The sequence below is a fragment of the Gammaproteobacteria bacterium genome, assembly GCA_029862005.1.
Taxonomy (GTDB): Bacteria; Pseudomonadota; Gammaproteobacteria.
Genome location: JAOTYD010000003.1, coordinates 113075 through 131870 on the forward strand (window position 1 = coordinate 113075; position 18796 = coordinate 131870).

General features: G+C 52.5%; 23 protein-coding genes. 10 read left to right on the forward strand and 13 right to left on the reverse strand.

The window, feature by feature from the left end; translation table 11 throughout:
• Positions 1 to 97 precede the first annotated feature (97 nt).
• Both OES20_03550 and OES20_03555 read right to left on the reverse strand, forming a co-directional pair.
• Positions 98 to 349 (reverse strand): hypothetical protein, encoded by a 252-nt coding sequence (locus tag OES20_03550; protein ID MDH3633758.1) that lies wholly within the window; start codon positions 347 to 349, stop codon positions 98 to 100.
• 140 nt (positions 350 to 489) lie between these two features.
• Positions 490 to 1002: a TIGR02281 family clan AA aspartic protease gene (locus tag OES20_03555; protein ID MDH3633759.1), complete on the reverse strand. Its 513-nt coding sequence runs from the start codon at positions 1000 to 1002 to the stop codon at positions 490 to 492.
• A 52-nt stretch (positions 1003 to 1054) separates the two neighbouring features.
• On the opposite strand from OES20_03555, the gene aroC reads away from it, so the two are divergent.
• Positions 1055 to 2155, forward strand: coding sequence for a chorismate synthase (gene aroC, locus OES20_03560; protein ID MDH3633760.1), 1101 nt, complete (start codon positions 1055 to 1057; stop codon positions 2153 to 2155).
• Between the two features lie 420 nt (positions 2156 to 2575).
• Here the strand turns inward: aroC and OES20_03565 are convergent, their stop codons facing one another.
• Positions 2576 to 3085: a DUF615 domain-containing protein gene (locus OES20_03565; GenBank protein MDH3633761.1), complete on the reverse strand. Its 510-nt coding sequence runs from the start codon at positions 3083 to 3085 to the stop codon at positions 2576 to 2578.
• 24 nt (positions 3086 to 3109) lie between these two features.
• Here OES20_03565 and pmbA point away from each other — a divergent pair, with 24 nt between their 5' ends.
• Both pmbA and OES20_03575 read left to right on the forward strand, forming a co-directional pair.
• Positions 3110 to 4465 carry a metalloprotease PmbA gene (gene pmbA, locus OES20_03570; protein ID MDH3633762.1) on the forward strand — a complete coding sequence of 452 codons (1356 nt, stop codon included), beginning with the start codon at positions 3110 to 3112 and terminating at the stop codon, positions 4463 to 4465.
• A 1-nt stretch (position 4466) separates the two neighbouring features.
• Entirely contained in the window at positions 4467 to 4907 is a 441-nt protein-coding gene (locus tag OES20_03575) for a DsrE family protein (GenBank protein MDH3633763.1), read from the forward strand.
• Here the strand turns inward: OES20_03575 and OES20_03580 are convergent.
• Genes OES20_03580 through purM form a run of 3 tightly spaced genes read right to left on the reverse strand, consistent with a single transcriptional unit; the run spans position 4902 to position 7277 of the window.
• Complete coding sequence (locus OES20_03580) at positions 4902 to 5624, reverse strand: DUF3108 domain-containing protein (GenBank protein ID MDH3633764.1); 723 nt, start codon at positions 5622 to 5624, stop codon at positions 4902 to 4904. The genes OES20_03575 and OES20_03580 overlap by 6 nt on opposite strands.
• Positions 5596 to 6243 (reverse strand): phosphoribosylglycinamide formyltransferase, encoded by a 648-nt coding sequence (gene purN, locus OES20_03585; protein MDH3633765.1) that lies wholly within the window; start codon positions 6241 to 6243, stop codon positions 5596 to 5598. The genes OES20_03580 and purN overlap by 29 nt, the downstream gene beginning before the upstream one ends.
• Positions 6240 to 7277 carry a phosphoribosylformylglycinamidine cyclo-ligase gene (gene purM, locus OES20_03590; protein MDH3633766.1) on the reverse strand — a complete coding sequence of 346 codons (1038 nt, stop codon included), beginning with the start codon at positions 7275 to 7277 and terminating at the stop codon, positions 6240 to 6242. Before purM ends, purN begins: the two co-directional genes overlap by 4 nt.
• An 83-nt stretch (positions 7278 to 7360) precedes the next feature.
• On the opposite strand from purM, the gene OES20_03595 reads away from it, so the two are divergent.
• On the forward strand, positions 7361 to 8461 hold the full coding sequence (locus OES20_03595; protein ID MDH3633767.1) for a DUF2066 domain-containing protein: 1101 nt from the start codon (positions 7361 to 7363) through the stop codon (positions 8459 to 8461).
• A 4-nt stretch (positions 8462 to 8465) separates the two neighbouring features.
• On the forward strand, positions 8466 to 9155 hold the full coding sequence (locus tag OES20_03600; GenBank protein MDH3633768.1) for a DnaA/Hda family protein: 690 nt from the start codon (positions 8466 to 8468) through the stop codon (positions 9153 to 9155).
• 1 nt (position 9156) lies between these two features.
• Here OES20_03600 and OES20_03605 read toward each other — a convergent pair whose 3' ends face one another.
• From OES20_03605 to arsC, 3 genes are read right to left on the reverse strand one after another with little or no spacing between them, the layout of a single operon-like run.
• A complete protein-coding gene (locus tag OES20_03605) occupies positions 9157 to 9492 on the reverse strand; it encodes a DUF2069 domain-containing protein (protein MDH3633769.1) in 336 nt (111 codons plus the stop codon).
• Positions 9493 to 9507: 15 nt separating this feature from the next.
• Positions 9508 to 10095 carry an NAD(P)H:quinone oxidoreductase gene (wrbA, locus tag OES20_03610; GenBank protein MDH3633770.1) on the reverse strand — a complete coding sequence of 196 codons (588 nt, stop codon included), beginning with the start codon at positions 10093 to 10095 and terminating at the stop codon, positions 9508 to 9510.
• Positions 10088 to 10447: an arsenate reductase (glutaredoxin) gene (gene arsC / locus OES20_03615; GenBank protein MDH3633771.1), complete on the reverse strand. Its 360-nt coding sequence runs from the start codon at positions 10445 to 10447 to the stop codon at positions 10088 to 10090. The genes wrbA and arsC overlap by 8 nt, the downstream gene beginning before the upstream one ends.
• A 274-nt stretch (positions 10448 to 10721) precedes the next feature.
• Here arsC and OES20_03620 point away from each other — a divergent pair, with 274 nt between their 5' ends.
• The 5 genes from OES20_03620 (at position 10722) to OES20_03640 (ending at position 15082) form a co-directional block, all read left to right on the forward strand.
• A complete protein-coding gene (locus tag OES20_03620) occupies positions 10722 to 11363 on the forward strand; it encodes a hypothetical protein (GenBank protein MDH3633772.1) in 642 nt (213 codons plus the stop codon).
• 240 nt (positions 11364 to 11603) lie between these two features.
• Positions 11604 to 12068 (forward strand): TlpA family protein disulfide reductase, encoded by a 465-nt coding sequence (locus tag OES20_03625; GenBank protein ID MDH3633773.1) that lies wholly within the window; start codon positions 11604 to 11606, stop codon positions 12066 to 12068.
• Positions 12069 to 12144: 76 nt separating this feature from the next.
• Positions 12145 to 13911 carry a GspE/PulE family protein gene (locus tag OES20_03630; protein ID MDH3633774.1) on the forward strand — a complete coding sequence of 589 codons (1767 nt, stop codon included), beginning with the start codon at positions 12145 to 12147 and terminating at the stop codon, positions 13909 to 13911.
• A gap of 12 nt (positions 13912 to 13923) precedes the next feature.
• Positions 13924 to 14391 (forward strand): hypothetical protein, encoded by a 468-nt coding sequence (locus OES20_03635; protein MDH3633775.1) that lies wholly within the window; start codon positions 13924 to 13926, stop codon positions 14389 to 14391.
• A gap of 40 nt (positions 14392 to 14431) precedes the next feature.
• Entirely contained in the window at positions 14432 to 15082 is a 651-nt protein-coding gene (locus OES20_03640; GenBank protein MDH3633776.1) for a VTT domain-containing protein, read from the forward strand.
• 34 nt (positions 15083 to 15116) lie between these two features.
• On the opposite strand, the gene OES20_03645 is transcribed toward OES20_03640, so the two are convergent.
• Genes OES20_03645 through OES20_03660 form a run of 4 tightly spaced genes read right to left on the reverse strand, consistent with a single transcriptional unit; the run spans position 15117 to position 18738 of the window.
• Positions 15117 to 15797: a hypothetical protein gene (locus OES20_03645; GenBank protein ID MDH3633777.1), complete on the reverse strand. Its 681-nt coding sequence runs from the start codon at positions 15795 to 15797 to the stop codon at positions 15117 to 15119.
• A 1-nt stretch (position 15798) separates the two neighbouring features.
• Positions 15799 to 16401: a hypothetical protein gene (locus tag OES20_03650; GenBank protein MDH3633778.1), complete on the reverse strand. Its 603-nt coding sequence runs from the start codon at positions 16399 to 16401 to the stop codon at positions 15799 to 15801.
• A 49-nt stretch (positions 16402 to 16450) separates the two neighbouring features.
• Positions 16451 to 17029: a lytic transglycosylase domain-containing protein gene (locus OES20_03655; protein ID MDH3633779.1), complete on the reverse strand. Its 579-nt coding sequence runs from the start codon at positions 17027 to 17029 to the stop codon at positions 16451 to 16453.
• Positions 17014 to 18738 (reverse strand): proline--tRNA ligase, encoded by a 1725-nt coding sequence (locus OES20_03660; GenBank protein ID MDH3633780.1) that lies wholly within the window; start codon positions 18736 to 18738, stop codon positions 17014 to 17016. Before OES20_03660 ends, OES20_03655 begins: the two co-directional genes overlap by 16 nt.
• Positions 18739 to 18796 lie beyond the last annotated feature (58 nt).

Genomic DNA, 18796 nt, shown 5'->3' on the forward strand with positions numbered 1-18796 from the left:
CTGCAGGTCCAGACTTTTAACGATATTTATTGTATCCGGCAGGCAAAAAAAATGCACCGACAGGGCCGGTGCATTTTCACTAGCTGAGAAAGACAGCTTAGGCTTCGAAGTTGCCGCCAGCTGATTCACATTCTGACTTGGTACGCTTAACCCAACCCTGTCCCGCGCAAGAGTTTTGACCCGCGCAGCTGGTGGTAGCGGTTGCGCAGGCGCTGGTGCCTTTGCATGAGTTGACGTTAAAGCATTTACCAGCCTTTTCGGTTGCAGAAGCGCTCATGGGTGCAACGGCAAACATAGCGGCTGCCGCGGCGGCAAGTGCGATCCCAGTGGTTTTCTTAGCTGTAATCATTATATAGATCCTCACGTTTGATAAAGTTGGTTGTACTGGTTTTTCCCCATTACGCGAGCTTAGAGAAGCCCTATTTCGAGAAAGTTCATAAAAAATCCCGATTTTTTTGAATTTTTCGCTTAAATTACCGGGTGGGACCTTTATCGATATTGCCGGATGATCAGCTGGTCGCCCCTTTGAACCAGTTCGAAGTGTTTTAAAACGTTCATACCAAGCAGGATTTCACCAACCTCCATACCCGGGATAATGCTGGCATTGACGTCGAAAAGTTCGATTTGTCCGATCGAGAGCTGTTCCAGGCGCGTCAGGTAGGCGGTGGTGATGCCATTTGCCGTCGATACCGAGGTCGCGGGGCCCTGTTTCAAGCCGAGCGCCTGCTGCAGGCGACCAGGTATCGCCGTGATGGTGGCGCCGGTATCAACCAGGAAAGTTACCTTTTGACGGTTGATTTCGCCATCAAACCTGTAGTGGCCACCGCGGTTACGTGTCAGCACTACTTCCTGGAAATCGGACGTTTGTAAGGTTGAAACTGATTGATTGGGGTTACTTTGCTGGTCAAGTATTTTTGAAAAGACTAAAGCCAGTAGCAAAAAACCGAGGATCCACGCCGCGGCAGTGAACATCATGCCGAGTTTTTTAGTAGAATGGGACATTACGCTATCTACGTAGTGTCAAATCCCTGGAAATCAATATAGGTCAGGTTTAATGTCGGGAAACAGTTTCGGCAAGTCATTTGTGGTGACATCATTCGGCGAAAGTCACGGCGCCGCTATCGGGTGTGTCGTAGACGGCTGTCCGCCAGGGCTTGCGCTCGAAGAGGCTGACCTGCAGGCTGATCTCGACAGGCGCAAACCGGGTACCTCCCGACACACCACGCAACGGCGCGAGGATGACGCCGTAACCATTGTATCGGGTACTTTCGAGGGCAAGACTACCGGCACGCCAATTTGCCTGTTGATTCATAACCAGGATCAGCGCCCGAAAGATTACAGTGCCATCATGAACCAGTTTCGTCCTGGTCATGCCGACTACAGTTATACCCAGAAATACGGTTTTCGGGATTACCGTGGCGGTGGACGTTCTTCAGCAAGGGAGACCGCAATGCGCGTTGCGGCGGGGGGAATTGCCAAGAAGTACCTCGGGGCTCGATGCGGCATCACGGTGCGCGGCTATTTATCACAACTCGGACCGCTCAAACCTGTCAACTTCGACTGGGACGAGGTCAACAACAATGCTTTCTTTTGCCCGGATGCCGACATGGTTCCCGAGATGGAGAAGTACATGGACGCGTTACGTAAAGAAGGAGAGTCAATCGGAGCCAGGGTGTCGGTGGTTGCGAGCGGGGTGCCGCCTGGTCTTGGAGAGCCTGTCTTTGATCGAATTGATGCGGACATCGCACGTGCGATGATGAGTATCAATGCCGTCAAGGGAATCGAAATCGGCGCCGGGTTTGCCAGTGTCGAGCTCAAAGGTACCGAAAATAGAGACGAAATCACGCCGGAAGGTTTCCTGTCGAACAACGCTGGGGGTACCCTTGGCGGTATTACCTCGGGACAGGATATTCTGGTCAGCATTGCACTCAAACCGACTTCCAGCATTCACCTCCCCGGAAAGAGCGTGGATGTTGATGGTAACGCGGTCGAGATCCGAACCAAGGGCCGTCACGACCCCTGCGTTGGAATCCGCGCAACGCCTATCGCCGAAGCCATGCTCGCGATCGTGCTCATGGATCACTACCTGCGCAACCGCGCCCAGAACGCCGACGTCGTCAGCAAAACCCCGATCATCCCCGCCAGCCCTGATTAAGCTCTGTCGGCGCGATTGTAGAGTTACCCGTCCGCAAGCAGCCCGGGGAGACTGCCCGCAAAAGGCGCTCCCAACCGGCGCTAGCGCCGGTTGGTCCATCCATGGAATCGCTTGGAGCGCGGCATCCTTGCCGCGCTACACTTTTGCGGGCAGTCTCCCCGGGCTGCTGGGCATACGAAATTTAGACCTGCTGGCCTTTGCCTTCCTGAAACAGGGATAGTCTCCCAGGCTATTGAATATTCGAGCCGTGGACGTTGGAACTTCTTTGCGGGACGCTGCGCAACAGGGATGTTGCGCGCGAGCCTACATGGATGTATTTACGGCGTTCCCGCGAAGAAGTTCCAATGGCCGCGGCTCTTGCAGCTGTGCTTGTAAAGTTGGTGTTACAGGGTTTTTGAATACCCGGGAATGTCGACAGGATCACGAATCGAGAGCGCGCTTGATTTCCTGGTAGATCAGGCGTGAATGCTGGGTGCGTTTGGCGTCGGTCCTGGCATGCTGGTGGTTACGCAACAACTGGCGCAGTTTCTGACGATCGGCTTGCGTGATTTTGGCCAGCAGTGCTTCGATCGCATCGTTACCCTCGTCAATGATGCGATCGCGCCAGCGTTCCGCACGATGGTGGTGCTGAATAGACTGCCGGCTTTCGTTGTCAATTTCGGCGAGTGCGGCCAAAATAGGCTCGGTATCGCGTGCGCGCAGCAGTTTGCCGAGAAACTGGTAGTGGCGCTTGAGAGCGCTGCGCTTGTTTTGAATACGACGTGCTAACGCGATTGCCTCGAGCACAGGTTGATCCAGTGGAATACGCGCCAATTGATCCGCAGATAATGTGGCCAGCCTCTTGCCAAGGCCCTGAATGGCATGGCTCTCCCTTTTTAGTTGACTCTTGCTGACATATTCGCTTTCATCTATCTCTGCTTCGTTTTCCATAACAGCTTGGGATAAAATAATCTGATGGACCTTGAAAAAAACAGCATGTTAGCATTTCCGCAAGCGGATTCCCTGAAAAAAATCGTTGCCGATGCAATCGAATTAGCACAGGCAAAAGGCGCAACTCAGGCCGAGGCGGGCTTGTCCGTTACCCAGGGCCTTTCAGTTGCGACACGGATGGGAACCGTGGAAACCATCGAGCACCAACAGGATAATGGTCTCGGTATCAGCGTCTACATCGGTCAACACAAGGGCAGCGCCAGCACTTCAAACCTCGATGCGGAGGCAATTCGCAAAACGGTTGAGGCAGCCTGTAATATCGCCCGTTATACGTCAGAGGATCCCTGCACCGGTCTCGCCGATGCCGGGCTGATGGCGACCGATATGCATGATCTTGACTTGTATCATCCCTGGGAACTCGAGCCGCAGGCTGTTATCGATTTAGCGCTGGAGTGTGAAAACGCGGCACTCGAGTATGATCAGCGGATCGTCAACTCCGAGGGTGCCTCGGTAGATTTGAATGCGGGTGTGTCGGTATATGGCAATTCTCATGGATTCCTGCAGGCCGAGCGCAAGACCCGGCACAGCATCAGTTGTTCGGTCGTGGGGGAGTCAAACGGGAATATGCAACGTGATTACTGGTATGATATCAGTCGTCATCCCGGCCACCTCATGAGCGCTCGAAGTATTGGCGAGAAGGCAGCCGAACGCACCGTCCGCAGACTCGATGCCAGTAAATTGAATACCCAGCAGGTTCCGGTGCTGTTTGTACCCGAGCTTGCGCGCGGCATCATTGGCAGTTTCACATCTGCAATCGGCGGTGCGGCCCAGTATCGAAAGGCCAGTTTTCTGCTGAATGCCGTGGGCGAAAGCGTTTTTCCCGAATTCGTGCAGTTGCGCGAAGATCCTTTTATCCCGCAGGCGCTCGGATCAGCTAATTTTGACTCGGAAGGTGTCGCGACGCATGCCAATGAACTGGTTACCGACGGGGTAATCCAGCATTACTTGCTGGACAGCTATTCGGCGCGCAAGCTGGATTTGACTTCGACTGGTCATGCCAGCGGGCTTCATAATCTTACCCTGAATGATACCGGTAAAACCTTCGACGAATGCCTGGCCGCGATGCACCGAGGATTCCTGGTGACCGAATTGATGGGGCACGGGGTCAATGGGGTAACGGGCGATTATTCGCGCGGGGCCGCGGGTTTTTGGGTTGAAAATGGTAAACTGGACCACGCTGTCGAGGAAGTGACTATCGCGTCCAACTTGAAGGCCATGTTCAAGGGCGTTGTCGAGATTGGCAAGGATATCGATTTCAGGGGCAACATTCGCTGCGGCTCAATATTAATCGACAATATGACTATCGCTGGATCGGACTAGAATGCGCATACCTCACCCCTCGATTTTATTACTGGCACTGACGCTAGTCGCCTTACCAGTCAGGGCGCTGGATGAGAAGCAGGCTCAAGGTTACGTATTCAGCGTGACCGTGAGTTCTTCGCAACAGCTCGATGTGGTACTGGACCGCGCCGAGGACCTGCGGGCTCTGTTTAACCCGGATGAGCATGGCAAAATCGCGATTGTCCTGCACGGCGATGAACTGCAGTTGTTTCAGAAAAACAGCTATGCGACAAACCGGTCTGTGGTGGAGCGTGCACGCATGCTGGACCAGGATAACATCATCGATATCAAGGCTTGCCAGACCATGATGCGAGTACTCGATATCGAGCAAAACGAACTCCCCAGTTTTATCGAGCAGGTACCATTCGCACCCGCAGAAATCGAGCGGTTACAAAACCAGCAGGGTTTTACCCGTTTATAAATCCCAGTCGACTTTCTGCAGCGATAGTACGGATTGGCTTTCGCCAGACTCAAGCTTCTCTATGCGCAAGGGCAGGAGCGGATTCGCGGCATCGTAGTAATACTTAATTCTCGAGTTTGATCGAACTATCATCTGCTTGTATATGACGGCGTCGATAGACTCGCCGTTGATATTGACCTTCCCGGTGCCGCCGTAGACGATTCTTGATTTGACCAGTTTTCCTTTGACGTAAAAATCGACGGTTGTATTTTCCTGTTGCCGTAGCTGCATCGCTGCCGTGAGCAGGTGAACGCTATGGTAATCATAGACATTGGCATCGAGCGGCAGCTGTTTCTGCTTGCCGCGCCTGAGCACGGCAATAGTACCCTTGCTCCAGTCGAAGTTCGCAGATTCGTTTTTCTTTTCATCCGCCGCGTCCGTGACCAGAATACGTTGCAACTGGATATCGTTATTGTCCTGAGTGAAGGTGGTTTCCGAGTAGGGGCTGCTGTTGATAAACAGCGAATAAATACCGCGCGACCGTGTTGACATGCGCCAACGCCAGAGCCCATCCGAATCCTGCAGGCTGAGTTCGGCAGTAGCGATATGCATGCCGCCCTGGTAAAGGTCGTAACTGGCGTTAAAGGATCGTAGCGGAACTTCAGCGCTGGATCCCGGCGAGATCAGCAAAAGGATCAACAGTAACAGACTAGCGATCGAAGAGGATTGGCTGTTCAAGCAATGCCTTTTCATAATAAACCTGTTCGTCTTTAATGGTTAACCTGTCGTCGCTGAGCCAGCTCAATACCTGTGGATACATCCTGTGTTCGAGCTGGTGGCCCCTGGTTTGCAGATCCTCGACGGTGTCACCGGCTTCGATGGCGTAGCTTGCCTGCAGGATAATCGGCCCAGCATCGAGTTCTGCGGTCACTAAATGGATGCTGACCCCGTGTTGCGTCTCGCCATTATCAAGCGCGCGCTGGTAAGTGTTCAAGCCTTTGTAAGCCGGTAACAGCGAAGGATGTATGTTAAGGATCCTATGCTCGAATGCCTCGATGAAGCCGGGGGTCAATATGCGCATAAAGCCGGCTAGCACGATATAGTCCGGAGCCATGAGCTCGAGATAGTGCTGCAGGGCTTCATCATAGTCTGAACGACTGGCATAGTCCCGGGCATCAATTACCCGGCTGTGGAGATTATGCCGGGTTGCGCGCACCAGACCATAGGCTTCCGGGTTGTCAGATACCACGGCTGTAATTTCAGCATCGAGACGCCCTGCCTCGATGGCATCGATGATCGCCTGCAGATTGGAGCCATTGCCGGAGATCAAAATCGCCAGCTTCATGCGGATGGTCATGTGAAAATAACCGGCGCGTTGTTTTCCCGTGGTATAACATCACCAATAATCCAGGCGCTTTCACCGAGCAACGCCAGTTGCTCGAGGCATGGTTGGGCCTGTTCTGCTTCAACCGCAAGTACCATTCCCACGCCGCAGTTAAAGGTGCGCAACATTTCCATTGGTTCGACATTACCCGCCTGCTGCAGCCAGTCAAAAACGGGCGATGGTTGCCAGCTGGACAAATCGATTCTGGCGCCGAGTTGATCCGGTAACACGCGCGGTATATTCTCGACCAGGCCGCCACCCGTGATATGTGCGATGGCATTGATCTGGCAGTTGCCGGATAACGCCAGCAGGTTTTTAACGTATATCCGGGTCGGCGCAATCAGTGCATCCGCAAGTGATTGTTCGCCGCAATCCTGTGACAAATTTGCAGCCGAGACTTCGAGGATTTTGCGCACCAGGGAGAAACCGTTTGAGTGTACCCCCGACGAGGCGAGGGCAATCAGTCGGTTGCCCGCGGCGACACGGCTACCGTCGATGATGCCATCTTTCTCTACAATACCGACACAGAATCCGGCCAGGTCAAAATCCCCGGGCTGATAAATACCCGGCATTTCGGCAGTCTCGCCACCGATCAACGCGCAACCGGCCTGCTGGCAACCTGCTGCTATTCCCTTGATAACCCGTTCGGCCTGCCCAAGCTCCAGGTTACCGGTGGCGTAGTAGTCGAGAAAAAACAGCGCCTCGGCACCGAGAACGGCGATATCATTGCCACACATCGCGACCAGGTCAATGCCGATGCCATCGAGTCTGTCGAGCTCGATGGCCAGCTTGAGCTTCGTGCCGACACCATCGGTGCCCGAAACCAGTAATGGATTTCGGTAACGATCCAGTGGTAACTCGAATAATCCTCCGAATCCGCCAATGCTACCGACACTCCCGTCCCGCCGCGTAGATTTGATCGCGGGCTTAATGCGTTCCACCAGTTCATTACCCGCGTCGATATCGACGCCGGCATCGCGATAATTCAAAGATCGTCCGGGATTCATGGTTTGTTGGTTCAGGAAACAATAGTGGTGTGCTATTTTACACGCCTTGAAGGCAAATGTCCGTGGATGAAAATAGGCAAACAATGAAGTCGCACAAACTTTTAGCACTGTTGTCGGTATTGCTGGGTTCGCTAAGTCTGCCTGCTGGCGCAGTAACCGTGGAAGATCTGTTTACCGTGGAATTATCAGTAGCGGATCAAACCACGAGTTTAAGGCTCGAGTCCTTCAGCCGGGCTTTCAGGCAGGTGATCGTGAAGGTAAGTGGATCAGATGACGCCCTGCGCAGCCCGGCCTTTGAGCGGCCGATCGAAAGCAGCGCACGCTATGTCAAGCAATTTCGTTATATCAACCGCAGTTTGCCCGAAGATGATGAGTCCGACGTGGGGCGTCTCTACTTGCGCATCGATTTCGACCAGCAATTGATAGAAAGCCTGCTACGTGAACACAATTTCCCGGTATGGGGGCGCGAACGCCCCAGCACCCTGTTGGTGATTTCCTATGATGTCAACGAAAACATCAAACTGGTATCACAGGATTCAACCCCGAGCCTGGTCGAGGTGCTCGACCAGGCCGCATCGACTCACGCGGTGCCGGTGCTGTTTCCGCTCATGGATCTCGAGGACATCGCCCTGGTGAAGATAAGTGATGTTGTTTCCCGGGAATTCGGCAAAATTCAAACCATGGCGGTACGATACGCCCCGGACGCTCTGCTCGTCGGCCAGGTACTGGGACGCAGTGGCCAGGGTTGGCGCGGCGACTGGGAAGTGCGTTTTGCGGACCAAATTTTCAAATGGAAATTTGAAGCCCCGTCCAGGCGGCAGGTGATCGACCAGGTCATTAGGCACCTGTCAAAGATACTGGCGCTCGAGTATGCACTGGAAGACCATCGTCGGGTCGAGCAAACACTTTTGCTAAGCGTGACTGCTCTGGAAGGTATCGATAATCTGATCAAGGTGCAGAAATACCTGAAATCCCTGAATGTTGTCGAAAGTGTGCACGTTGCAATGATTAACGGTGATGTCATTACCTATCGCCTCAGGTTGCGCAATGATCCCGAAGACTTGCAGCGTCTCATCGATTTCGGAGACGTGCTGGAGCAGGAGAATTTTCCACAGCTGAGCACGAGCGGCGAGGAACAGATTATCCTGAATTACAGCTACATCAATCGCGGAGTCAGCAATTAAACAGATCGCGTTACCGCTTTCGCTTGACCGACAGTTCAGTTTTGAAAACTACATATCTGGCCGGGCAGAGTTGATCCAGACCAGCATCAAGGCGCTTGTTGCTGGCAGCGGCGAGGTACAGATCGGTCTTTGGGGGGCAAGCGCGAGCGGCAAGACCCATTTATTAAACGCCAGCGCTGATCTGGCCAGGCGCAGTGGCGTGCAGCTGCAGATCTACGATGCGGTACAATTACTGCAGTGTGATGCGAGCGCGTTCGAAGGCTTTGCAAATTGCGATGTGCTCGCGGTTGATAACCTGGATGCCATCGCAGGTAAACCCGAATGGGAGGCCTGCTTCTACCAGGTTATCAATCGTTGTCGCGCGGGCGATTTTCGATTCTTGTTTTCGATGTCAGTTAAACCGGATGAACTGGAAACAAGCCTGGACGATTTTCGGTCCCGCCTGCAGTGGGGACTGTTGTTGCAACTACCCGAAAGTAGCGAAATCGAGATTCGTGAAATTCTGCGCAAGCGCGCTGGATTAAACGGGATTGAATTGACCGATGACGTGATTTCCTACCTGATGACCCATTATGCCCGTAACCTGTCTGCGCAAATGGAAATACTCCAGCGGCTGGACGGGGCATCCCTGTCACAGCAGCGCAAAGTGACCATCCCGCTGGTCAAGCAGGCGTTGCTCGAACGCAATTGCTAACTCAAGTCCGTGGCTGAAGCCCGAGGTAACGGGCATAGTAAATACTCGACAGGAACAGTAGCGTGCTGCAGATCGTCGTCCCGAGGCCGTAGATGCGCAAATGCGCATTTGAAACCAGCTCGCTGATTCCGATACAGAAGTAGACCAACGTCATGAATCCAATCCATCTATAGGTGTAGCGTTGATCAGACAGCAAGCCTTTGATCGGAATCAGCAGGGGCAGGGCAGTCAGGAGTACCCAGTAATAGGCAACATCGTTTGCAGGCCACAACAGGTAGAGCTGAGAAGCAAGCAGGCCTAGCCAGGACAACAGGCTGATGGCTTTGAGCGGGTGCATATGCGCTTTTTATAGCTACGCTAGCTTACAGGCAAGATCGGCAATGCGCCGACCAAGTGCCTTGCAGGCTGAACGTTCGTGATCGCTGAGCGCCTGGCCATTCTGCCCCGCGACATGACTGGCGCCGTAGGGGGTAGCCCCGGATCGAGTCTGGTTCAGCGCGGGTTCCGAATAGGGGATGCCGGTAACCAGCATGCCGTGATGCAGCAGCGGTAGTATCATACTGGTCAAGACGGTCTCCTGGCCGCCATGCATGCTGGAGGTTGCTGTAAACACGCCGCCCGGTTTACCGATCAATCCACCCGAGAGCCATAACGCGCTGGTCTGGTCGAAATAATACTTTACCGCAGCAGACATGTTGCCGAAATATCCGGGGCTGCCGACGATCAATCCGGAGCATGTTTCCAGATCGGAGAGGCTGGCGTACGGAACGCCACTTTCGGGAACAGCCTCCTCGGCTGGTTCAGTTGAGAGCGCTACTGTTGGCAGGCAGCGCACAACTGCCTCACAGGCCTGGTTGGAATCAACGCCGAGACTCACCTGTTCGGCCATGCGCGCGACGCTGCCATGGCGACTAAAATAAACAATCAGAATTTTATGCAAGGATTTCCATTATCCTGATCGGTGGGCGTCCAATAATTGCCCTGCCATCCGAAATCACGATGGGGCGTTGCAACAGTGCAGGATATTCGTAGATCGCTTCGATGATTTCATCGTCGGTCAGGGTGTCATCATCGAGCTCCGCGTCCTTGTAAACCGGGTCGGTAGTACGCAGTAAATCTCGCGCGGAGACGCCCAGTATTCCGATGAGTTCCTTCAGTTCCAGTGGCGTTGGCGGATCTTCGAGGTAGTTGATTATTTCAGGACTCAAATTTTTATCTTGCAGAATCTGAAGCGCTTCACGAGATTTGCTGCACGCTGGATTATGATAGATGGTGAGTTCTTTTGCTTTCATTTCCGGGTTTCTTGGTACCGAAATTGCTGCCGTTTTACAATATCAATCAAGGTTTAGCAATAGCAGGCTTCGACTGCTTCAGCAGGGCATATTATTCAATCAATTTGAAGTTCGGCTGTAATCTTCAGAAATTGGTCTATAATCGCCGCTAATTGAGTAATATTTACATTAAAAACTTGCTCTAAAGGGTTGATCAATGTAGGCTTCTTGGCAAAATGGGCTCACAAAAATCATTAAGCACTTAATTCGATAAAGTTCTCGGAGAATACAAAAGATGAAACCAACAGAACTACTTAAAGTTGCGGCTATTGCCGTAGTAACGTCAGGTCTGATCGTCGGTTGTCAGCAGTCGTCTGAAGAGATGACCGAAGTGGCGATGGAAGAAGAATGTCAGGGTGCGACCCCCGAGGTTCGAAATGCCATCTACGCCGCCAAGTTGAAAAATGCACGTGCCAGAAACCTGGGTGCAGAATGGGAAGAGAACGCGAAGATTATCGAGGAAGCGGAACAGGCTGCCGCCGATTGTGAAAACGTTCGCGCCAAGATTCTTGCTAACAAGGCAGAAGATGCTGCGGCAGCAGCAATCGCTGCGATGTCCCAGCCGATGGAAACCGAGACTACCGAAGTGGCAGAAGAATCGCCGTACCTGGGTGGTTATCTCGTAGTCAGCGGCGACAACCTGTGGAACATTGCAGGGCAGGACACCATCTATGGCAATCCTTTCATGTGGCCCTTGATTTACAAGACCAATTCAGGGCAGATAAAAGATGCCGACCTGATATATCCCGGTCAGTACTTTTACATTCCCAAAGCCAAGGGTCCCGAGCGGGCAGCAGCAATCGAGCATGCCAAGAATCGTGGCGCCTGGTCGATCGGTCAAACCGAGGCATCCGACCTGGACTACCTGGCTCAGTAGAAGTCTACAAGTCAATAAAAGAGCCCGCTCAATAGCGGGCTTTTTTTTGGTTTTTTGCTGACAGGAATTGTCAGATCAGTAGCGAAATAACGCATAAGGTTTATATCGATATGAACTGGCTAGATTTTATGGAGATATTCCTGCCCGGCATATTACGACTGACCCAGATCAAATCAATGAACCAAATCTATTTATTTATCTCCTAGTTACCATGAAGATAACATTAAACCGACCGACGCCATGAAGCGATTCTTACTCGCGATATTTTTCTCGATTAACCTGGGGACTGCGGTATCGGCGCTGGATATGCCGCTAACCGATGTCAATGGAAACAAGGTGAACATCAGCAGTTATCAGGGTCAGTGGATCGTGGTTAACTACTGGGCTACCTGGTGCCCTCCCTGTATTGTCGAGATGCCTGAGCTCCAGGCTTTCCATGATGAACATTCGGGCAAGGGAGCAATGGTTCTCGGGATCAATACGGAACTGATCGGTAAGCAGCAGCTGCAGGAATTCCTGGAAGACTATTTCATCACTTACCCTATTTTCGTATCTAAACCGACGCAGGAATCAGAGCTTGGTTTGATACCGGGTTTGCCGACGACTTTCCTGGTAAACCCGGCAGGAAAAGTGGTGGCACGGCAGGTCGGTCCGGTGACACAGGCAATGATTGAACAATTTATTCAGAAGTGGCAGGAAGAGTAGACTTGTGCCCGCCATTGTGCGGTGCAACTCCGTCAATTCCTGCTAATATGAAGTAAAATCATATTAAGTTTAAATCGTGACTAAACCCCTCTGTACCCTGGAACGGATACTTGAACAGCTCGTATCCCAGGAGATCGTTGAGCAGGACAAAGCCAGCATGGTGACTTCGCTGGTGTCTGCCCAGGACAGAAAAAATCTTCATCCAATTGAAATCATAGCCGGCCGACAGTGGAATCATAAATCACATCCAGAGCAGGTTCTGACGCTGGAGATGCTGACGGAATGGCTGGTTGAGCAGTCCGGCACGACTCGATATCACTTTGACCCGTTGAAAATGGACGTTGGGTCCTGCACTTCGATCATGTCATACGCCTATGCGTCGCGATTTAATATTCTTGCAGTCGAGGTCACCGAAGACACGGTGGTCATCGCGGTTACGGATCCCTACAACCTCGAATGGATGGATGAGCTCGAGCGTATCGTCAACAAAAAGATTACCACGGTACTGGCCAATCCGGCCGAACTGAAAAGTTACCTGGTCGAGTTCTACAGCGTTAGCAGGGCCATGGAAGGTGCCGGTAACAAGTCACTGGGAGAATTGCCGGGCAATATCCAGAATCTGGAACAACTCATCGAACTGGGTAAATCCGGGAAGGTGGATGCCGAGGACCAGCACATTGTCAGTATTGTTGACTGGCTAATGCAGTATGCGTTCAACCAACGTGCCAGCGACATTCATATCGAACCGAGGCGGGAACAGGGCAACGTGCGTTTCAGGATCGATGGTGTCATGCACCAGGTTTACGAAATTCCGGCCAATATCACCGCCGCGGTAATCAGTCGTATAAAAATTATGGGTCGTCTCGATGTTGCCGAAAAACGCAAACCCCAGGACGGTCGTATCAAGACGCTGTCCCCCGATGGTACAGAAATCGAGTTACGTTTATCGAGCATGCCGACAGCGTTCGGCGAAAAACTGGTGCTTCGAATTTTCGATCCCGAGGTACTGGTCAAGAACTTTGCGGCCCTGGGTCTCGAGAAAAAAGAGTCGGAATTATGGAACAGTTTGATTTCGCGTCCCTATGGCATCATTCTGGTAACCGGGCCTACCGGGTCGGGTAAAACCACGACGCTCTATACCAGCCTCAAGCATCTCGCCAGGCCGGAAGTGAATGTTTGTACGATCGAAGACCCTATCGAACTGATCGAACCCAGTTTTAACCAGATGCAGGTACAACACAATATCGACCTGGATTTTGCCACCGGGGTTAAGACCCTGCTGCGACAGGACCCGGATATCATCATGGTCGGTGAGATTCGGGATCGCGAGACCGCTGAAATGGCGGTCCAGGCGGCACTGACCGGGCACCTGGTGCTCTCGACCCTGCATACGAATGATGCACCGTCGGCGATCGCTCGCCTCGCTGAAATAGGGGTACCGCCCTACTTGATTACCGCGACCTTGATCGGTGTTGTTGCGCAGCGCCTGGTACGCACCCTGTGCCCGCATTGTAAACAGGAGACAAAGCTCGAGTTAGTCGACTGGGAGGCGTTGATCAAGCCGTGGACCACGTCCCCACCAGAAAAAATCTCTACTGCCGAAGGCTGTCTCGAGTGTCGCCAGACCGGATTTAGCGGGCGCATCGGAATTTATGAAATGATGCCGTTGACCGATGCTTTGAAAAAGGATGTCAGCAATAATTTCGACCTCGTCAAATTTCGCAAAACCGCGATTCGGGAGGGAATGAAACCACTCAATCTGGCAGGTGCGCAAAAAGTGGCACGCGGCCTTACGACAATTGAAGAAGTTCTTAAAGTAGCTCCACCACGCTACGACCTCTAGTTAACCACCGGCATGAAGATTCCCGCCCGATTGCTCTGCCTGGTATGGGCGGCCATGCTGATCCAGTCCTGTAGCGACAAACCTACGTCACCTGAGGCGGAGATTCGCGCTTATATCCAGTCGGGAATTGAAGCGGCCGAGAGTCGCAGTTCCGATGTGCTGGCCGAGTTAATGCATGATAACTACACGGACTATAAAGGGTATAACAAGAAGCAACTGGTCGGATTGCTGCGTGCCTACTTCTTTCGGCATAAAAATATCCATTTGTTTACCAAGATCGATGAAATAGAATTGCTTACTGAAAACGAAGCGACAGTCAGGCTGCACGTAGCGATGGCGGGCAGCGTCATTGCTGATGTGGAGGCACTGTCGGCATTACGGGCACGTATCTACCGGTTCGAATTACAGCTAATCAAGCAGGACGAATGGATGCTGACGCAGGCGGTTTGGGGGCCTGCAGGTATAGGCGATTTCGACTAGTGCATTCCCGCACTATGCTACTACGAATTTAGGCAGACTGTTGATCAAAAAGCATAGATCAAAACTGATAATTGCGGCCTTGCTGATCACCCTGGGATTAGCCATGGAGATTGCCGGGTTACTAGACGCCAGGCAAATACTGACGGTCGCAAGAGAGTATGCCCAGTACTGGTGGCTGGCAGTAGTACTGATCCTGGCGCAAGCCCTGATGTTTACCTTTGCTCTCGCCGGGTCGATTTTCTTGTGGATTGCGGCACCGCTTTATACGCCTCCGATGGCGACCTTTATTCTTGCGGCAGGGGGCGCGCTGGGTGGTCTGGGTGCTTATTTTTTTTCAAATTATCTGTCGCAGGAATGGAAGGAAAAAGTCAAGGATTCAAGAACTTACAGAACGCTGCAGGCCCAGGAGAACTTTTTTACGCTGTTCGCGATGCGGGTTTTCCCGGCATTCCCCCACGCATTGGTCAATTACAGTGCGGGAATACTGAATGCAAGGCTAAGCCATTTTATCGCTGCGGCAATCCTGGGTATTTCCATCAAGTCCTATATTTATGCACGGGTTATTTACAGCGCCAGCAACTCGGCCTCACCGGGTGTGTTGCTGGATTTGACGGTGATTGGTCCCCTCGTGCTCCTGTCGGTCATCAGCGCTGCAGGCGTGTTCATCAAACACCGATTTTTAGATAAATAGCCGCGGCTTGTTCTTTCTTTTGCGCGGTCAGGATTCAGTTTTGTCCGGAGAGAAAATCGGTTCCAAACAACATAACGGCTATCGGAACCGGGGCCACCGACAATAGAATCGTAATCAGAAATCCCGGCACCGAGTAGAGTCGGCTAACACCTGCAAAAAGTGCGATACCGCCACCGCCGCCAATCAGATAATTACCGGGTATGTTTAAAGCAACCGCCAGCGCCAGGTAGCGATAGCGTAACAGTAACGGCAGGAAACGTTTGGGGGCTTTATCGGCCAGGTAGGTAAGCCTTTGTTTTTTGCTGAGCGGCTCAATCGTTTTGAGCAATTTGCTGGTCCGATTGAGTTTGATGTCTTTTGCGAGACGGACCAGTACGGATAAGGGTATTAGACGCCCCAGGATGAAACTCAGTGAAAGACCGGCAACAGTACACAGGTAGACTAGCAAGGCAATCGGTGGTCCTAGCATTACCAGGAGCCCAATGCCAATCTCGGCCCCGGGTACAAACGGAACGGCCAAAAGCAACGCATACAGGGTGGCCGATACCATAATGGTTCGATGCACGGCATCTTCGTTGCCAGGGCGAATCGGAAAGTGGAGCACCTCCATATAGTTACGGGCGAGAAGATTGGCCGCAATCAGCAGGGCAATTAAGCACACTACTTTTACGATTGCACTCCAGCGAATAGTGGTCGGCAATCGTAACTCAGGCATACTACTCGGTGCTTGCGGTCGATGCTGGCTTGTTGGTCAGTGTTCCTTCGAACTCAAAAGTATTCTCAACGGTCCAGTACCAGCGCTTTACTACCCAGGTCGATTTCCCTTTTATTCTGTCGCCCTCAATAGTACCTCGCCAGATAATCTTCGCATCTTTGTAGGGACATTCTGTCTCACTGATAAATTCTGTCCGGTCGCCATTTGAGCGCACAAAATAGGGTCGAGCAGGATACTTACACCTGAGTTCACACTCTTTCGAAACGAAGGTTCCATTTTCGAAAACGAATGAATCAGGGGTGTCCTTGGGCTTACCGTCCGGACCCAGAGCGCCGGTGAACGTCATACCGTCAAGTGGGCCCGGTATAGGCTTCTCTTGCAGGACTGGATTTTCCGCTGACTCGATGTTGCTGGCTGCAGATAACGAAGCCCAGCCGGCGAGCCAGACTAGAATAATCAATAACAGGCACGCATCGACTTTCGAGCTTTGCATACAATCGCTCGTGAAGCTTTCGACCTGCTTAACATGATCACGTTGCATATCAAAGGATAAAGCCTTTGCAGTTGCAGCCTGCACATTACTCCAATCGCTGTGGAATTTCAAAACTGGCGAGGGGCCGCTTTGGTATCGGGCCGCTATTTGCGGATATTGATTATTGCTTGAACCAGTTCTTATGCAGCGCGTTGATTACTTTATTGGGATAGACGGTTCGGCCGAGGCTACCATTATAACGTGCCAGCGCACGCCCTAGGTCGTGTGGTTCCATGTCCATGTAATAGCGCAATATGGTGCAGCCCATTCTCAGGTTGGTGCGTATCTTGAATAGATTTTGATCCGAGATTCCGATCTCGTCAAGCCAGAAAGGCATGATTTGCATCAGACCGCGGGCGCCAGAGACCGAGATTGCAAATTCATCAAAGCGACTTTCAACTTCGATTAATGCAAGCACCAGTTCGGGCTCGATACCCACGCGGCGAGCCTCGTAGTGAATTTGCTTGAGTAATTCGATGCGCACTTTCGGGTCTACGATAAACTTTTCGAGCCGGCGTGACATATCGAGCAGCCAGACCTGCGCATCGAAGCGATCTTCAAATCCCGAATCCGTTTCAATCGCCTTCTTAAGCAACTGAAGAAGCTCGGGGTCAGCCGAGGCATGGGCGGGATTGACCGCTGCCATTGCCAGCAGGGGCAGGGTTACGATGGCTGCGAGCCGTTTTAACCTGGGGTGCATTGGTCTGGATACAGATTATCGAGAAAGGCGGACAGCTCGGCGAGTGGAAGTTCCTGGGCAGTGTCATCCTTTCTACCCTTGTATTCGAACTGTTGTGCCGCGAGTCCGCGTTCGCTTAGCACGATGCGATGTGGAATTCCGATCAACTCCATGTCGGAAAATATCACTCCGGGACGCAGTGCTCGATCATTCAGCAATACTTCGAGTTCACGTTCCAGGCATTGCTGGTACAGTGTTTCAGTGGCCAGTCTGACGGGCTCTGATTTATGGTAATTGATCGGGCAGATTGCCAGTTGAAACGGCGCCAGCGCCGTCGGCCAGATTATTCCATGCTCGTCATGATTTTGCTCTATTGCGGCGGCAACCACGCGCGTGACGCCGATACCGTAGCAACCCATGAACGGGGCCACGCCTTTGCCCTGTTCATCAAGAACCGAGGCCTGCATGGAATCCGAGTATTTCTGGCCAAGCTGAAAGATATGACCCACCTCGATGCCGCGTAGAACTTTTAACTGCCCCGAACCACTCGGACTGGGATCACCATCGACCACGTTGCGAATGTCGACCGTTAGCGGCTCTTCGCAATCTCGCCCCCAGTTGGCGTTGATAAAATGTTTGTCGTTTTGATTCGCACCGCAGACAAAGTCGCTGACGGCTGCCGCACTGTGGTCAACGAAGGTTTTGATGCCTAATCCAATGGGACCGATCGAGCCGATATCGCTGCCGAGACTAGCACTGATTTGCTCGCGTTGAGCGAGTCGCAGGGGGCTTGCAACGCCATCGAGCTTTTCTGCCTTGAGCGCATTCAGATCGTGGTCACCGCGCAATACCAGGGCAACAAGTCCATTATCGTCGGCTTCGACGATCAGGGTTTTCATACATTGCTGCGCGCTCACGCCAAGTCCGCTGGCGAGATCTTCAATGGTGTACATTCCGGGCGTATCGACTGTCTGCATCTCTGCTCCGGGTGCTGCACGTTCGCTCGCGGGCGGCAATGCCTCAACGGTTTCAATATTGGCGGCAAAGTCACCCCGGTCTGAAAATGCGATCGCGTCTTCACCGGAATCGGCCAGAACGTGAAATTCCTGCGAAGTACTGCCGCCGATTGCGCCCGAGTCAGCGCTCACCGCGCGATAGTCGAGCCCGAAACGATCGAATATATTGATATAGGCCTGGTCCATGATTTCGTAGGAGCGCTGCATGCCATCCCGGTCGATATCGAAGGAGTAGGCGTCTTTCATAATAAATTCGCGCGAGCGCATAACCCCGAAACGAGGTCTGATCTCATCGCGGAACTTGGTCTGGATCTGGTAAAAATTGAGCGGTAACTGGCGGTAGCTGTTAACCTCGCGCCGGAATATGTCGGTCACGATTTCTTCATGCGTGGGCCCGATACAGGCATCCCGCTGGTGTCGATCCTGGAGTCGCAGCAACTCGGGTCCAAACTGGTCCCAGCGTCCCGATTCCTGCCACAATTCAGCCGGTTGAAACGAGGGCATCAATAATTCGAGTGCGCCGGCCCGGTCCATCTCCTCGCGAATGATTTGCTCTACCTTGCGTAATATTCGCAGTCCAAGCGGTAACCAGCTATAGATACCGGCAGCATGTCTGCGGATCATTCCAGCGCGCAGCATGAGCTGATGGCTGATGATTTCAGCATCGACCGGGGTTTCTTTAAGTGTTGCCAGGTGGAAGCAGGAAGCTCTCATAGGTATTCAAACGAGGTGCCGATGCACCTTACAATTAATTCGGCGCATTATAGAGATT

Excerpts from the sequence above, each read along its gene's own strand:
- OES20_03550 (MDH3633758.1), bottom strand. The coding sequence starts at position 349 with ATGATTACAGCTAAGAAAACCACTGGGATCGCACTTGCCGCCGCGGCA.
- OES20_03555 (MDH3633759.1), bottom strand. The coding sequence starts at position 1,002 with ATGTCCCATTCTACTAAAAAACTCGGCATGATGTTCACTGCCGCGGCG.
- aroC (MDH3633760.1), top strand. The coding sequence starts at position 1,055 with ATGTCGGGAAACAGTTTCGGCAAGTCATTTGTGGTGACATCATTCGGC.
- OES20_03565 (MDH3633761.1), bottom strand. The coding sequence starts at position 3,085 with ATGGAAAACGAAGCAGAGATAGATGAAAGCGAATATGTCAGCAAGAGT.
- pmbA (MDH3633762.1), top strand. The coding sequence starts at position 3,110 with ATGGACCTTGAAAAAAACAGCATGTTAGCATTTCCGCAAGCGGATTCC.
- OES20_03575 (MDH3633763.1), top strand. The coding sequence starts at position 4,467 with ATGCGCATACCTCACCCCTCGATTTTATTACTGGCACTGACGCTAGTC.
- purN (MDH3633765.1), bottom strand. The coding sequence starts at position 6,243 with ATGACCATCCGCATGAAGCTGGCGATTTTGATCTCCGGCAATGGCTCC.
- purM (MDH3633766.1), bottom strand. The coding sequence starts at position 7,277 with ATGAATCCCGGACGATCTTTGAATTATCGCGATGCCGGCGTCGATATC.
- OES20_03595 (MDH3633767.1), top strand. The coding sequence starts at position 7,361 with ATGAAGTCGCACAAACTTTTAGCACTGTTGTCGGTATTGCTGGGTTCG.
- OES20_03605 (MDH3633769.1), bottom strand. The coding sequence starts at position 9,492 with ATGCACCCGCTCAAAGCCATCAGCCTGTTGTCCTGGCTAGGCCTGCTT.
- arsC (MDH3633771.1), bottom strand. The coding sequence starts at position 10,447 with ATGAAAGCAAAAGAACTCACCATCTATCATAATCCAGCGTGCAGCAAA.
- OES20_03620 (MDH3633772.1), top strand. The coding sequence starts at position 10,722 with ATGAAACCAACAGAACTACTTAAAGTTGCGGCTATTGCCGTAGTAACG.
- OES20_03625 (MDH3633773.1), top strand. The coding sequence starts at position 11,604 with ATGAAGCGATTCTTACTCGCGATATTTTTCTCGATTAACCTGGGGACT.
- OES20_03635 (MDH3633775.1), top strand. The coding sequence starts at position 13,924 with ATGAAGATTCCCGCCCGATTGCTCTGCCTGGTATGGGCGGCCATGCTG.
- OES20_03645 (MDH3633777.1), bottom strand. The coding sequence starts at position 15,797 with ATGCCTGAGTTACGATTGCCGACCACTATTCGCTGGAGTGCAATCGTA.
- OES20_03655 (MDH3633779.1), bottom strand. The coding sequence starts at position 17,029 with ATGCACCCCAGGTTAAAACGGCTCGCAGCCATCGTAACCCTGCCCCTG.
- OES20_03660 (MDH3633780.1), bottom strand. The coding sequence starts at position 18,738 with ATGAGAGCTTCCTGCTTCCACCTGGCAACACTTAAAGAAACCCCGGTC.